Below are 13,355 nucleotides of genomic sequence, written 5' to 3'. Positions count from 1 at the left end.
CGGCTTGCCCCAACCATCGGCGACCGGACGACCCGGAAGCCTTATGAAGTTAAAGAGTGCAGCCGGCGGCGATGTCGCCGCCGACTGAATTCGTCTTAGCGAATGACGTAGGGCAGCAGGCCCAGGAACCGCGCGCGCTTGATGGCGCGGGCGAGCTCACGCTGCTTCTTCGCGGACACCGCGGTGATGCGGCTCGGCACGATCTTGCCGCGCTCGGAGACGTAACGCATCAACAGCTTGGAGTCCTTGTAGTCGATCTTGGGAGCATTGGCGCCCGTGAACGGGCAGCTCTTGCGACGACGGAAAAACGGACGGCGTGCACCAGCTTCAGCCATGTTTCTTACTCCGCATCCGTGGTTTCAGCTTCGTCGCGCGGACGGCGCGGGCCGCGATCGCCGCGGAAACCGCCTTCGCGGTCGCCACGGAAGCCGCCTTCGCGCTCGCCGCGGAAGCCGCCGCCACGATCGTCACGCTCGCGGTCGCGATCGGCCTTGCGCATCATCGCGGACGGGCCTTCCTCCAGCTCCTCGACGCGGACGCTGAGATAGCGGATCACGTCTTCGCTGATGCGCTCCTGGCGCTCGATCTCGGCGATCGCCGCGGACGGCGCGTCGATGTTGAGCAGCACGAAGTGCGCCTTGCGGTTCTTGTTCATGCGGTAGGTGAGGGAGCGTACGCCCCAATTTTCGGTCTTGGTGACCTTGCCGCCGAGACCCTCGACGATGCCGGTCATTTGCGCAGTCAGTTCTTCGACCTGCTGCGTGCTCGCGTCCTGACGCGCGAGAAAGACATGCTCATAAAGAGCCATGATGGTCCTTTCCTCGTGTTGGCGCGTCGCCCGGCGTCAAGCCCTTGAGAGGCCTTCGGAAAGGACTCTGGGATGAAGCTCAGAAGGCGGAAACACGGGACGACGGGCCGACTGGCCCTGCCACACCAAAATCACGAATGATTTGCTGAGACCGTCCGTTCAGCTCCCGGCCGGGGTCTGCGGATGCGCGCCTTATACGGATTTTGACCGGCTTTGCAAGGTTGGACGGCCAGGTTTCGGCCTCGGCTGCCCGGCCATCGGCGCCCGCGCGCATCCTCCAATACCGTACCACCTTGATTTATTTGTTTGTATATCATACAAATAATTGATGGGAGGCCTTCGATGGCGGAAAAGTCGGTCCATGCAGCGGTTGAGGCTGGCGATCCCAAGCACGCCGCGCGGGCGACGCGCCCGGCCGGCCGCAAGATGCGCTCGCTGCTCCTCGATGCGGCAAGCCCGCTGTTCCGCGAGCGCGGGCTGTCGGGCACGGCGATCGCCGACATCGCCGCTGCCGCGAACGCCTTCCCGAGCCAGATCACCTACTATTTCCGCACCAAGGAGGCGCTGTTCGTCGAATGCGCCTGCCGCGACCTCCTGTATCTGGCGCGTGCGACCGAGCAGGCGGCGCTGAAGGCGCGCACGCCGCGGGACTACACGCACGCGCTGGCGCAGACCGTGACGGCGAGCGATTCCGTCGCCTTCTTCGCGGAAGCGCTGACATTGACGCGCCGCCGCCAGGATCTGGCGCCGCTGGTCGAGCGCACGATCGAGCGTCTGCACAGTGAGGGCGCGCGCGCCTATGCGAGCCAGGTGGCGCGGCACGGCTGGCGCTCGCTGCGGGCGCCCGACGAGAGCTCGCGCCGTTTCTGGGCCGTCGCCATCGGAATCATTCTCGAAGGCCATGCGATGGGCCGTTCGCCCGAGGCGCTGTGCGCCGAGATGCTGCGCGTGCTCGGCGAGCAGGCGAAATCTAGCGGCGACACGGCGCGCTTACGCCTCGTCGACGATGCGTCCCATTCGAATGAAGAGGGGTAGGCCATGACCGCGCTTCGCATGCGGGCCCGCGACTTCCTGACCGACGACCAGCTCGCCGACGTGCGCCGGCGCGTGACGTGGAAGGGCGCCGCCCTGATCGCGCACGCTTGGGCGCTGATCATCGGCGCCGTTGCGCTGGTCGCGTGGTGGCCCAATCCGGTCACCTATGTGCTCGCCGTCGCCATCATCGGCTCGCGCCAGCTGGGCCTTGCGATCCTGATGCATGACGGCGCGCATGGCTGCCTGTCCGCCGACGAGAAAGCCAATCTGGCCCTGAGTCAGTGGCTGTGCGCCTATCCATTGTTTGCGGAGACGCGCAGCTACCGGCGTTATCACCTGCAGCACCATGCGCGCACGCAGCAGGAGGATGATCCCGATCTCGTGCTGTCGGCGCCGTTTCCGATCACGAAGCTGAGCTACCGCCGCAAGTTCATTCGCGACATCACCGGACAGACCGGCTACCAGCAGCGCAAGGCGCAGCTGCTCAACGCGCTCGGCTCGAAGGACTGGCCGTGGCGCCGGCGCGCCGCGCATTTCTGGGAGCAGCTCGGGCCGCAATGTCTCGTCAATGCCGTGATGTTTGCGGCGTGCGTGGCCGCCGGCGTGTGGTGGGCCTATCCGCTGCTCTGGCTGGTGCCGCTGCTGACCTGGATGATGGTCATCACCCGCATCCGCAATATCGCAGAGCACGCCGTCGTCCCCGACAGCAGCGATCCCCTGCGCAACACCCGCACCACGCATGCCAACTTTCTCGAGCGCCTCTTCATCGCGCCGTACTACGTGAACTACCACCTCGAGCATCATCTGCTGTTCTATGTGCCGTGCTACAATTTGCCGAAGGTCCATCGGCTGCTGAGCGCGAGCCGCCATGCCGGCCGCATGGAGGTGCAGCCGGGCTATGCGGCGGTGCTGCGGCTGGCGACGGCAAAGCCCGACCGGGATGACCGGCCGGGCCAGTTGGTGAACAGCGCGCGTCGCGCGCAGGCGGGCGTGAAGGTCGATGCCAACCAGACCGCCGGCGGCTTTTGAAGGGGCGTATCCCCAGTTGAATGCCGGCCGGCGTTCCCATCGCGGCTTGACAGTCCGGCCCCGGACAGTGTCTACGGCCCCCTTTGGAGCGTGATCCGGAACCATGGCCCAAGGAACCAGGCCCCAAGGCCGCGCGTAATCGGCTGCCGGTTCTCGTAGGGATCGTGCCCGACAGACAGGGAGCGCCGATGACGGCAGCATTCACATTTCCGGGGCAGGGGTCCCAGGCCGTTGGCATGGGCAAGGCCCTGGCCGACGCCTTTCCGGTCGCGCGCGCCGTGTTCGACGAGGTCGATGCCGCGCTTTCCGAGAAGCTGACGGCCATCATCTGGGATGGTCCGGCCGAAACCCTCCAGCTCACAGAGAACGCCCAGCCGGCGCTGATGGCGGTGTCTGTCGCCACCCTGCGCGTACTGGAGGCCGAGGCTGGTTTTTCCGTGGGGCGGGACGCCGCCTTCGTGGCCGGGCACTCGCTCGGTGAATATTCGGCGCTGGCTGCGGCCGGCAGCCTGACGGTCTCGGATACCGCCCGTCTGCTGCGCACCCGCGGTCTCGCAATGCAAAAGGCGGTGCCGGTTGGTGCCGGCGCGATGGCCGCGCTGCTCGGCCTCGATTACGAGGCTGCCATGGAGGTCGCCAATGAGGCGGCGCAGGGGCAGGTCTGCCAGGCCGCCAACGACAATGGTGGCGGGCAGGTGGTCGTCTCCGGCGACAAGGCCGCGGTCGATCGCGCCGTCGAGATCGCCAAGACCAAGGGTGCCAAGCGTGCGATGCTGCTGCCGGTGTCCGCGCCGTTCCACTGCAAGCTGATGCAGCCCGCCGCCGACGCGATGGCGGAGGCGCTGTCGAAGGTCGCGATCAAGGCGCCCGCTGCGCCGCTGGTGTCGAACGTGCTGGCGAGCGCCATCACCGATCCCGACGAGATCCGCCGCCGCCTGGTCGAGCAGGTCACGGGCACGGTGCGCTGGCGCGAGTCGGTTGCCTATATGGCAGGGCAGGGCGTCACCCGCTTCTTCGAGATCGGCGCGGGCAAGGTGCTGACCGGGCTCGTCAAGCGCATCGCTGACGGTGCCGTCGGCGTTGCGGTCGGTGGACCGAACGATATTGCCGCCGCCAAGGACGCATTGGCCGCTGCGAAGCAGGCCTAGGGGAGTATTCGATGTTCGATCTGACTGGCAAAAAGGCGCTCGTCACCGGCGCGACCGGCGGCATCGGCAACGCGATCGCGCAGGCGCTGCACGCGCAGGGCGCGACCGTGGCGATATCAGGGACGCGCAAGGACGTGCTGGATGAGCTGGCCGGCAAGCTCGGCGAGCGCGCTCACGTGCTGCCCTGCAATCTCTCCAAGGCCGACGAGGTCGAGGCGCTGGTGCCCGCTGCGGAAGCTGCAATGGGCCAGGTCGACATCCTCGTCGCCAATGCCGGCATCACCCGCGACAATCTCTTCGTCCAGCTCCGCGACGAGGACTGGGAGGAGGTCATCAACATCAATCTGACCTCGACCTTCCGCCTGGCGCGCGCCGCGACCAAATTGATGATGCGCAAGCGCTTCGGCCGCATCATCGCCATCACCTCGATCGTCGGCGTCACCGGCAATCCCGGGCAGGGCAATTACACCGCGTCGAAAGCCGGCCTGATCGGCATGATCAAGACGCTGGGCGCCGAATACGCCAAGCGCGGCGTGACCGCGAACTGCATCGCGCCGGGTTTCATCAAGACGCCGATGACCGACGCGCTCAACGACAAGCAGCGCGAAACGATCCTGGCCAAGGTTCCGGCCGCCCGCCTGGGCACGCCCGAGGACATCGCGGCCGCCGCGGTCTATCTGAGCTCGAACGAAGCAGCCTACGTCACCGGCCAGACCATCCATGTCAACGGCGGCATGGCCATGATCTGAAGCCTGCGTTCCGCACCGCCCACATGTGGCGGCGCCGGATGCGGCAAACGGCCGTTTTCGGAGGGAAATGAGGCTTGTAGTCAAGGCAATTGAAGTATGATAACCGGACCTTCAACGGATGGGCAAAGAACGCCATTGCAGGTTTTTGAAACCCTGTATATTGGCGATGCGGAGCCTTGGCCGTCGTTCGCCGGGCCCTGTATCGGTTAAGATGGGGCCAAATCAAAGTTCGTAAGCGAAGGCAAGTAACACGACCACGACGGCTCGTATCGTCCCGGGGGGTCGGGTCTACAGGGAACAACACGAGGTTAAGCAATGAGTGACATTGGCGAGCGGGTTAAGAAGATCGTGGTCGAACACCTTGGTGTTGAACCCGAGAAGGTTGTCGACGCTGCGAGCTTCATCGACGACCTCGGCGCCGACAGTCTGGACACCGTCGAGCTGGTGATGGCGTTCGAAGAGGAATTCGGTTGCGAGATTCCGGACGACGCCGCGGAAACGATTCTCACCGTCGGCGACGCGACGAAGTTTCTCGAGAAGAACGCGAAGAGCTAAGGCTCTTCATTTTCGCGGGGACAACATTGAAACCGGACGGGCCGCTTCGCAGCGGTCAGCCGGTTTCTTGTTATTGGCCGTGAATCTTTCGATGCGGAGTTTTCGGATATGAGGCGGGTTGTCGTCACGGGTCTCGGCATGGTCTCGCCACTCGGCTGCGGCGTCGAGCCGACCTGGAAGCGCATTCTCAACGGCGAAAGCGGTGCGCGGCCGATCGAGAGCTTCGACGTCTCCGATCTTCAGACCAAATACGCCTGCACGGTGGTGCGCGGCGACGGCACCAACGACACTTTCAATCCCGACAGGTGGATGGAGCCGAAGGACCAGCGCAAGGTCGACGACTTCATCATCTTCGGCATGGCCGCAGCCGGCCAGGCGCTCGACGACGCCAACTGGCACCCCGAGAGCGAAGAGGACAAGTGCGCGACCGGAACCATGATCGGATCCGGCATCGGCGGCCTCAACGGCATCGCCGACACCGCGATCCTCCTGAAGGAGCGCGGGCCCCGTAAGGTCTCGCCGTTCTTCATTCCGGGCCGCCTGATCAATCTCGCCTCGGGATATGTGTCGATCAAGCACGGGCTGAAGGGACCGAACCATTCCGTGGTCACGGCCTGCTCGACCGGCGCACACGCCGTCGGCGATGCCGCCCGCCTGATCGCGCTCGGCGATGCCGACGTGATGGTCGCAGGCGGTGCCGAGTCGCCGATCAGCCGCATCGGCATTGCCGGCTTCAATGCTGCGCGCGCGCTGTCGACCGGTTTCAACGAGACGCCCGAGAAGGCCTCGCGTCCCTACGACAAGGACCGTGACGGCTTTGTGATGGGCGAGGGCGCCGGCGTCCTGGTGCTGGAAGAGCTCGAACATGCAAGGCGCCGCGGCGCCAGGATCTACGCCGAGGTGATCGGCTACGGCCTGTCGGGTGATGCCTATCACATTACCTCGCCGTCGCCCGACGGCGATGGCGGCTTCCGCAGCATGTCGGCGGCGCTCAAGCGCGCCGGCCTCACCGCATCCGATCTCGATTATATCAACGCGCACGGGACCTCGACGCCGCTCGGCGACGAGATCGAGCTCGGTGCGGTCGAGCGTCTGCTCGGCAATGCCGCCTCCAAGGTCGCGATGTCCTCGACCAAGTCGTCGACCGGCCATCTGCTCGGTGCGGCCGGCGCGATCGAGGCGATCTTCGCTATTCTTGCGATTCGCGATAATGTCGTGCCGCCGACGATCAACCTCGACAATCCGTCGGTGGAGACTGCGATCGACCTCGTGCCGCACACGGCGAAGAAGCGCGAGGTGAATGTCGCCTTGTCGAACTCTTTTGGTTTTGGCGGTACCAATGCGTCGGTGATCGTCCGGCGTCTGGCCGATTAGTTTGCGTTTGAGACGAATCCACCGTTTTGCCGTATTCGGCGATAGTCATGGAAGTGGGCGCGTGCATTTGGCTCGGCAAGCGATTGCCAGGCCGCTATTGAACCGGCAGGATTCAGGTTGTTTCGATGAGTGAAAGGCCGCCCATTTCGCCCCGGAGTCCGCGGGCAGCGCTGGAGCCCGAGCAGCTCCCGCCGCCGCCGAAGCGATCGGACCGCGCCCGCAATCCGTTCGTGGTCGTCGGCAACGCCATCATCACCCTCCTGCTGATCGCCATGCTGGGCGCCGGCGGCGTCTATTATTACGGCCGGCAGGTGCTGGAAGCCCCCGGGCCGCTCAAGGACGACAAGATCGTCAACATCCCGCAGCGCGCCGGCAAGCGCGACATCGCCGAGACGCTGAACCGGGAAGGCGTGACGGACATCAATCCCTGGGTGTTCATCGCCAGCGTCGCCGCGTTGAAGGCGAGCTCGGACCTCAAGCCGGGTGAATATGCGTTCCAGAAGAACGCCTCGCTCCGCGACGTCATCGCCACCATCGTCGAGGGCAAGGTGGTGCAGCATGCCGTCACGATTCCGGAAGGGCTCACCTCCGAGCAGATCGTGGCGCGCCTGTCCGACAACGACATCTTCACCGGCAGCGTGCGCGAGCTGCCGCGCGAGGGCACGCTGTTGCCCGAGACCTACAAGTTCCCGCGCGGGACCCCGCGTGATCAGGTGATCCAACGCATGCAGCAGGCGCACAAGCGCGTGCTCGCCGAGATCTGGGAACGCCGCAATCAGGACATTCCGGTCAAATCGCCGGAGCAGCTGGTGACGCTGGCCTCGATCGTCGAGAAGGAGACCGGCAAGCCCGATGAGCGCAGCCGCGTCGCCGCGGTGTTCGTCAATCGCCTGAAGCAGCGCATCAAGCTGCAGTCCGATCCGACCATCATCTACGGCCTCGTCGGCGGCAAGGGCACGCTGGGACGTCCGATCAAGCGCAGCGAGATCACGCAGCCCTCGCCCTACAACACCTACGTCATCGAAGGTCTGCCGCCCGGTCCGATCTCCAATCCCGGGCGCGCTTCGCTCGAGGCCGCCGCCAATCCGGCCCGCACCCGCGACCTCTATTTCGTCGCCGACGGCACCGGCGGGCACGCCTTCACCGAGACGTACGACGCGCATCAGAAGAACGTCGCCAAGCTCCGCGCGATGGAAAAGCAGATCCAGAACGACACGGTCGAGCCGGCCGAGGACGCGCCGCCGCCCGCCGCGGCCGCGCCCGGGGCGGCCGATGCGCCGACGGCGACCACGCCGGCCCGGCCCAACCAGCAGAAAAAGCCGCCGGCGGCTCGTCCCGCTGGTCCAGCACCGGCGCGGCAGGGCGCGGTGCAGCCCTCGCCGCCGGTGGTCCAGCGCTAGGCGCGGTACAGACCTGCTTGCGGGACTTTGCGGATTCCACTTTCCTGCAAAATAGTCTTAAGTTTCGCGTGGCTTGATGCCGCGCGAATCCCTTGGTTTCTGGAGAATTTGACCTGATGGCGCTGTCGTCCATGACCGGCTTTGCGCGAAGCCACGGCGCAAGCGGGCCGTACACGTTCGAGTGGGAATTGAAGTCGGTCAACGCCAAGGGCTTCGACCTCAGGGTCCGGCTGCCGCAGGGGTTCGACGAGCTCGAGGCCCATGCCAAGAAGCGCGCCGGCGAGCTTCTGTCGCGCGGCACGGTCTATGCCAATCTCAACGTCAAGCGCACCAACGCGGCCACCACGGTCCGCGTCAACGAGGACGTGCTCAACGCCGTCCTGAAGGCCGCCGCGCTGATTGCCGGCAAGGTCGACGCGGTGGCGCCGAGCGTCGATGGCCTGCTCGCCATCAAGGGCGTCGTCGAAGTCGCCGAGCCCGAGGGCGACGAGGAGGAGGACAAGGCTGCGCGCGCCGCGGTCGCCGCGGCCTTCGACAAGGCGCTCGACGAGCTCGTGGCGATGCGCAAGCGCGAGGGCACCTCGCTCGGGCAGATCCTGACCCAGCGGGTGGACGAGATCGAGCAGCTCGCGAAGAAAGCGGAAGGCGCGCCCGGCCGCAAGCCGGAAGCGATCAAGGCGAGGCTCGCCGAGCAGATCGCCGCGCTGCTGGACACCTCCGATCGTTTCGATTCCGACCGCCTGATGCAGGAGGCGATCCTGATCGCCACCAAGGCCGACATCCGCGAGGAGCTCGACCGCATCGCCTCGCACGTCGCGCAGGCGCGCGAACTGATCGGCAAGGGTGGCCCGATCGGTCGCAAGCTCGATTTCCTGGCGCAAGAGTTTCACCGTGAGGTCAACACCTGCTGCTCGAAGTCGAACGACATCGAGCTGACCAATACGGGCCTCGCCATGAAGAACGTGGTCGAGCAGTTCCGCGAGCAGGTCCAGAATCTGGAGTGATCGATGACATCAGGCGGTCACGGAACTGACGGTGTCGAGCGGCGCGGCCTGATGTTCGTGCTGTCCTCGCCCTCGGGCGCGGGCAAGACGACGCTGTCGCGGATGCTGCTCCAGCGGGAGCCCGGCCTCAAGATGTCAGTGTCGGCGACCACGCGCCAGAAGCGTCCCGGAGAGGTCGAGGGGCGCGACTATTTCTTCGTCGGCAAGCCCGAATTCGAGAGAATGGTGGAGCAGGGCGAACTGCTCGAATGGGCCACCGTGTTCGACAATCTCTATGGGACGCCGCGGGCTCCCGTGGAGGCGGCACTGTCGGCCGGACAGGATGTGCTGTTTGACATTGACTGGCAGGGCACGCAGCAACTGCACCAGAAAGCAAGCGTCGACGTCGTCCGCGTCTTCATCCTGCCGCCCTCGGCGGCGGATCTCGAAAAGCGGCTGCATTCGCGCGCGCAGGATTCCGACGAGGTGATCCGCAAGCGCATGAGCCGCGCCAGCCACGAGATGAGCCATTGGGCCGAGTACGACTACATCGTGATCAACCACGACGTCGACGAGGCCTTCGCCGAGGTGCAGTCGATCCTGAAGGCCGAGCGCCTCAAGCGCGAGCGGCGGATTGGCCTCGTTGGCTTCGTGCGAGGTTTGCAAGGGCAGCTCCAGGGCTAGGCTGCGGCAACTGCGGCCCTTGCTTCGCCAGCCGTTCCAGCATCGCGGTGATCACGTCGACATCGACGTTGTCATCGATCTGCAAATCCTCGTCGCGATGGTCATCCTCGCGGGCGGCGACCGGCTTGTCGGCGTCTGTCTCCTTGGCCGCGAGGCGGGGCGGCGCTGCCTCGATCTCGAACGCGCCGTTGAAGATGTCGGCCTCGTCCAGCTCAGCGTCCTCGCTGCGAACGGAGGCGGATTGAGCCGCGAGCCGGCTGATCTCCCGGGTGAACGCAGCGAGCTGCGCGGTCTGCGGCGGCCGGACCTCGTCGAAGTCGACCGGGCCGCGTTGCGCGTTTGGCGCGAGCGCTGGCTCGTGCCAGGGGGCGCGGCTGCCCTCATGGTCCTGCGGGGTCCAGTCGTCCCAATGCCCGCGACGGTCGGCGGCCTGGATGCGGACGCGTCCGCCGGCGAAGCGATAGATGACGCTGGCGAGGATGCCTGCGAGCGCCAGCGCGCCGCCGATCACGAGCAGCAATAGCTGCACCCCTGGCTTGTCGGTCGCGCCCTCCGTTGCGGCGGGCGGGAGCGGGGCGGGGGATTTTGACGGCTTTGCGTTCGGCTGCGCCGCTGCCACGGCGATGGCCGGTGCGGGCTGCGGTGCTGGTGACGCCGCGGACACATCGGGCCACGCCGGTGGGGCGGGAGTTTGCGGCGCGCTGTTATCGGCCTGGTTGGCAGGTTGTTGTGGTGGCGTCGGGTTTGCCGGTACAGCCTGCGTGATCGCGTTCGGCGCCTTGGGGGCTGCACTGCTCCGCGGAGTGAGATATTCGGCGCGCGCGTCCTGCACGGTCTGCTGCGGCGGCGGCGCTGGTGAATCCGATGATGTGTCGACCGTGGCCTGCGCGGTCTGCGCGACCTTCGCGCTGTCCTTGTCGCCGGCGGCGCGCAGATACCAGCATTGCCGCTTGGTCGTGCGGTCGAGGCGGTAGTACCAGTGCTGTCCCTGCGGCGCGGTGCCCTTCGGCGAGGCGAGGCAGTCGGCGGCCTGGCTGGCCGTGCTTGTTCCCGCCGGCGCGTTCTGCGACACGGCCGCCAGCGGCGCGCCGGCAATGAGACTGCCGATGAGGGCAGAGACGAATTTCGCGGTTCGGTTGCCCATCCTGGTCTCCCGGTTACGCATGCAACTCTACAGCCCCCTTTGTCATCAAAGACTTGGGTGGCAATGAGCCGCAAATCCGGAGAGGATGTGGCTTGAATCGGGCCTGCGGGATGTTTGTTCCGCAGCGAAACAGGGCCCTTTCGCCGTTACTGTTTCGCCGAACTCCAGGTTCCGCCGCAGCCGTCGGAACGGCGCCAGGTTCCGGAACCGCTGCGCGCACCGAGCCTTCCGGAGCCGGTGAAGGTCACGCCGCCGTCGCCATGACCGAACGTGCTGACGGCGCCGCTCGAACTGACCGTGCCGCTGACGCCCTGGCCGATGACCTTGCCCGAGGAGACCACGACCGCACCGGACGTGGTGCCGCCGCAGCCGACGCTGGTGACCATCCAGGCGCCGTCGAAGCTGCCGCCGCCACCTCCGCCTCCGCCACCTCGCCGCGACGACGAGCGCGGCTCCTCGGCGGCCGGCTTGCTCCGGCGCGCCGAGGGTGCGGGCTCGGCCGAACGGTCCGACCGTGAGCCCGACAGCGACTTCTCGTCATTGCCGATCGAGCCGCCGGCACTCCCCGATTGCGCCAGGAGTGGCGACAGGGCGGACGATGAAGCGAGGATGGCGGTGAGGAGGACGGCGAGGGCAACCGGACGGGTGACGGCATTGGGCATGAGCAAAATCCAAATTGAAAAAAATCAGCGGCCGGAGCCGTCAGCGCAGACGGCTCCGATAATGCGGCAAGCTTTGCCAGCCTTGCCGCACTCGTCAAGCGCGGCGTCCTTGGCTCGCTGTACGCCCTCGCGCTGCACCAGCGACCAGGATTTGTCGGAGATCGCAAACGCGCCGCAGCTTTTCCCGTAGAAGGAGAGCTCGATCGGGCATTTGGCGCCGGCGCAATTGCCGCGCGCATCCGCCACCGCCGCGCGTCGCGAGGCGTGGTTCCAGGAGATGCCCCATTTGCTGCCGTCAGGACCGTAGACGATCGAGCCCCACGGCTTGAGATCCTCCATCTTGCGCATCCGCAGCAACAGGCCTTCGGTGGCTTCGCCTGTTGGCGCCATCGAGATCCGTTGCTGCAGCTTCGTGATGGCGCGCGTCAGGCCGTCGGGCGTATCAGGATCGAAATTGAGTTCGTAGAGCCGCTCGCTGAGCTCGCTGAGCAGCGCGGCATCGCGCAAGGGGACGCGGTCGGGATCGGCGCGCAGACGCTCCGCCGGCAAGGGATCGGGCTGCATCGCCGCGACCTGCGGCGGCGCAGCTTGCGTCGGCGGCACGAAGAAGAACGTGCCGTCGATCGGCGAGGATGACACCCAGGGCTGCTGCGCGCCTGCGGTGGCGCGTTTCACGGCGAGGCCGACCTGGTTGAAGGTCTGGAACACGTCGAGACCCGCGACCCGGATCGTCGTCGCCAGCGCCTTGGTGTAGGGGCTGTGGCCGTCGGCGCCGTCCTGCGCGACGTTGCCGGGCTGTGTCGCATAGGAAATCAGCGTGCCCTCGGGCGCGCGCATCTGCGCAAGGCCGCCGTCCGAGGCGCGCAATCCCCGCGAGCCAAACGGGTTGTTGCGGCAGGCATCGAGGATCACGAGGTTGAGGCGCGTGCCCGAGCCCTGCATCTGGCGCAGCACGAGATTGACGTCGGTCATCTGGAAATCGACGTCGGCCTCGCGCGTCGGATTGGCGCCGACCGGCACGAGATAGTTGGAGCCGGCGACCTGCACGCCGTGGCCGGCATAATAGAACAGCGCGACGTCGGCGCCCTGCACCTGCCGCCCAAAACTCTGCACCGCGATGTCCATCGCGCCCTTGTCGAGATCGAGCTGGGCGCGTCCGCCGACCAGCGTGAAGCCGAGCGCACCGAGCGTCTCGGCCATCAGGCTCGCGTCCTTGGACGGATTGTCGAGCGGCGTGATGTTCTTGTAGGTGGAGTTGCCGACCACGAGCGCGATGCGTTTCTCGGCCGACGCCGGCGCGGCGATAAGCAGGGCCAGCGCCGCCAACCCCAGGACGCGATTGAAAATCCTCGCGTGCATCGAAATTCCCCAAAATAATGCCGTCAGTGTATCAGCCCGCCGCGCCGCCGAAAAGCGTCCGGGGAGGCGGGGGGCAGTTCACCAGCGTGTCCCGCTGCGCTCGCAATGATGGCGGATGAGGGGATATCTCGTTCTCCAGTAACACTGTCATTCCACGCGAAGGCGGGGAATCCAGTACGCCGCGGCTTCTCGGTTCAATCACAGCCGTCTCTGGAATACTGGTTCGCCCGCCCCAGTGCGCAAGTGCGCACAAGGCGGGCGATGACAGTGAGTGTGTGGTGACAGACGTGGGTTCGCAATCTCGCGGCGCGTTTCGCCCGAGCTTTGCAGGTCGTTCGCGCGCTTTTGAAGGCCAAAGGGCGCAGGGAAGGCCGGGCGCCGGCGGCACCCGAGATCCGTGCGCGACGAAAATGCACACGGGGTGG

General features: G+C 66.2%; 14 protein-coding genes. 9 read left to right on the top strand and 5 right to left on the bottom strand.

The features are described from left to right. Window positions 1–95: 95 nt before the first annotated feature. Together rpsR and rpsF are read right to left on the bottom strand one after the other, a co-directional pair. Window positions 96–335 (bottom strand): 30S ribosomal protein S18, encoded by a 240-nt coding sequence (rpsR, locus tag CO669_RS31325; protein WP_007592020.1) that lies wholly within the window; start codon window positions 333–335, stop codon window positions 96–98. A gap of 5 nt (window positions 336–340) precedes the next feature. Then, window positions 341–808, bottom strand: a complete 468-nt coding sequence (gene rpsF / locus CO669_RS31320) for a 30S ribosomal protein S6 (protein ID WP_097665907.1) — start codon at window positions 806–808, stop codon at window positions 341–343. A gap of 342 nt (window positions 809–1,150) precedes the next feature. On the opposite strand from rpsF, the gene CO669_RS31315 reads away from it, so the two are divergent. The 9 genes from CO669_RS31315 to gmk all read left to right on the top strand — a co-directional run bounded on the left by CO669_RS31315 (window position 1,151) and on the right by gmk (window position 9,765). Further along, a complete protein-coding gene (locus CO669_RS31315) occupies window positions 1,151–1,843 on the top strand; it encodes a TetR/AcrR family transcriptional regulator C-terminal domain-containing protein (RefSeq protein ID WP_097665905.1) in 693 nt (230 codons plus the stop codon). A 3-nt stretch (window positions 1,844–1,846) separates the two neighbouring features. Further along, the gene (locus tag CO669_RS31310) at window positions 1,847–2,872 is read left to right on the top strand and encodes a fatty acid desaturase family protein (RefSeq protein WP_097665903.1); all 1,026 of its coding nucleotides are present in this window, start codon (window positions 1,847–1,849) and stop codon (window positions 2,870–2,872) included. A gap of 188 nt (window positions 2,873–3,060) precedes the next feature. Then, window positions 3,061–4,020, top strand: coding sequence for an ACP S-malonyltransferase (gene fabD, locus CO669_RS31305; protein ID WP_097665901.1), 960 nt, complete (start codon window positions 3,061–3,063; stop codon window positions 4,018–4,020). 11 nt (window positions 4,021–4,031) lie between these two features. Further along, a complete protein-coding gene (fabG, locus tag CO669_RS31300) occupies window positions 4,032–4,769 on the top strand; it encodes a 3-oxoacyl-[acyl-carrier-protein] reductase (RefSeq protein WP_097665899.1) in 738 nt (245 codons plus the stop codon). A 315-nt stretch (window positions 4,770–5,084) separates the two neighbouring features. Further along, window positions 5,085–5,324: an acyl carrier protein gene (locus CO669_RS31295; protein WP_008130699.1), complete on the top strand. Its 240-nt coding sequence runs from the start codon at window positions 5,085–5,087 to the stop codon at window positions 5,322–5,324. 108 nt (window positions 5,325–5,432) lie between these two features. Further along, window positions 5,433–6,698, top strand: a complete 1,266-nt coding sequence (gene fabF / locus CO669_RS31290; protein WP_097665897.1) for a beta-ketoacyl-ACP synthase II — start codon at window positions 5,433–5,435, stop codon at window positions 6,696–6,698. Window positions 6,699–6,823: 125 nt separating this feature from the next. Then, window positions 6,824–8,098 carry an endolytic transglycosylase MltG gene (gene mltG, locus CO669_RS31285; protein ID WP_097665896.1) on the top strand — a complete coding sequence of 425 codons (1,275 nt, stop codon included), beginning with the start codon at window positions 6,824–6,826 and terminating at the stop codon, window positions 8,096–8,098. Window positions 8,099–8,214: 116 nt separating this feature from the next. Next, entirely contained in the window at window positions 8,215–9,102 is an 888-nt protein-coding gene (locus tag CO669_RS31280) for a YicC/YloC family endoribonuclease (RefSeq protein ID WP_097665894.1), read from the top strand. Window positions 9,103–9,105: 3 nt separating this feature from the next. Further along, window positions 9,106–9,765: a guanylate kinase gene (gene gmk / locus CO669_RS31275; RefSeq protein WP_097665892.1), complete on the top strand. Its 660-nt coding sequence runs from the start codon at window positions 9,106–9,108 to the stop codon at window positions 9,763–9,765. On the opposite strand, the gene CO669_RS31270 is transcribed toward gmk, so the two are convergent. The 3 genes from CO669_RS31270 to CO669_RS31260 form a co-directional block, all read right to left on the bottom strand. Continuing rightward, the gene (locus CO669_RS31270) at window positions 9,698–10,909 is read right to left on the bottom strand and encodes a hypothetical protein (protein WP_198964357.1); all 1,212 of its coding nucleotides are present in this window, start codon (window positions 10,907–10,909) and stop codon (window positions 9,698–9,700) included. The two genes, gmk and CO669_RS31270, sit on opposite strands and share 68 nt — an antisense overlap. 146 nt (window positions 10,910–11,055) lie before the next feature. Continuing rightward, window positions 11,056–11,571 (bottom strand): hypothetical protein, encoded by a 516-nt coding sequence (locus CO669_RS31265; RefSeq protein WP_097665888.1) that lies wholly within the window; start codon window positions 11,569–11,571, stop codon window positions 11,056–11,058. 24 nt (window positions 11,572–11,595) lie between these two features. Then, the gene (locus CO669_RS31260) at window positions 11,596–12,930 is read right to left on the bottom strand and encodes a caspase family protein (RefSeq protein ID WP_097665886.1); all 1,335 of its coding nucleotides are present in this window, start codon (window positions 12,928–12,930) and stop codon (window positions 11,596–11,598) included. Window positions 12,931–13,355: the final 425 nt, after the last annotated feature.

This window comes from Bradyrhizobium sp. Y36 (genome assembly GCF_002531575.1).
Classification (GTDB): domain Bacteria; phylum Pseudomonadota; class Alphaproteobacteria; order Rhizobiales; family Xanthobacteraceae; genus Bradyrhizobium.
This window is presented reverse-complemented; position numbering and strand designations above follow the sequence as displayed.

What these genes read in the sequence shown, in the direction of transcription:
- CO669_RS31315 (WP_097665905.1), top strand. Translation starts at nt 1,151, where the DNA reads ATGGCGGAAAAGTCGGTCCATGCAGCGGTTGAGGCTGGCGATCCCAAG.
- mltG (WP_097665896.1), top strand. Translation starts at nt 6,824, where the DNA reads ATGAGTGAAAGGCCGCCCATTTCGCCCCGGAGTCCGCGGGCAGCGCTG.
- rpsR (WP_007592020.1), bottom strand. Translation starts at nt 335, where the DNA reads ATGGCTGAAGCTGGTGCACGCCGTCCGTTTTTCCGTCGTCGCAAGAGC.
- CO669_RS31265 (WP_097665888.1), bottom strand. Translation starts at nt 11,571, where the DNA reads ATGCCCAATGCCGTCACCCGTCCGGTTGCCCTCGCCGTCCTCCTCACC.
- fabD (WP_097665901.1), top strand. Translation starts at nt 3,061, where the DNA reads ATGACGGCAGCATTCACATTTCCGGGGCAGGGGTCCCAGGCCGTTGGC.
- CO669_RS31270 (WP_198964357.1), bottom strand. Translation starts at nt 10,909, where the DNA reads ATGGGCAACCGAACCGCGAAATTCGTCTCTGCCCTCATCGGCAGTCTC.
- CO669_RS31280 (WP_097665894.1), top strand. Translation starts at nt 8,215, where the DNA reads ATGGCGCTGTCGTCCATGACCGGCTTTGCGCGAAGCCACGGCGCAAGC.
- CO669_RS31295 (WP_008130699.1), top strand. Translation starts at nt 5,085, where the DNA reads ATGAGTGACATTGGCGAGCGGGTTAAGAAGATCGTGGTCGAACACCTT.
- CO669_RS31310 (WP_097665903.1), top strand. Translation starts at nt 1,847, where the DNA reads ATGACCGCGCTTCGCATGCGGGCCCGCGACTTCCTGACCGACGACCAG.
- fabF (WP_097665897.1), top strand. Translation starts at nt 5,433, where the DNA reads ATGAGGCGGGTTGTCGTCACGGGTCTCGGCATGGTCTCGCCACTCGGC.
- rpsF (WP_097665907.1), bottom strand. Translation starts at nt 808, where the DNA reads ATGGCTCTTTATGAGCATGTCTTTCTCGCGCGTCAGGACGCGAGCACG.
- CO669_RS31260 (WP_097665886.1), bottom strand. Translation starts at nt 12,930, where the DNA reads ATGCACGCGAGGATTTTCAATCGCGTCCTGGGGTTGGCGGCGCTGGCC.
- fabG (WP_097665899.1), top strand. Translation starts at nt 4,032, where the DNA reads ATGTTCGATCTGACTGGCAAAAAGGCGCTCGTCACCGGCGCGACCGGC.
- gmk (WP_097665892.1), top strand. Translation starts at nt 9,106, where the DNA reads ATGACATCAGGCGGTCACGGAACTGACGGTGTCGAGCGGCGCGGCCTG.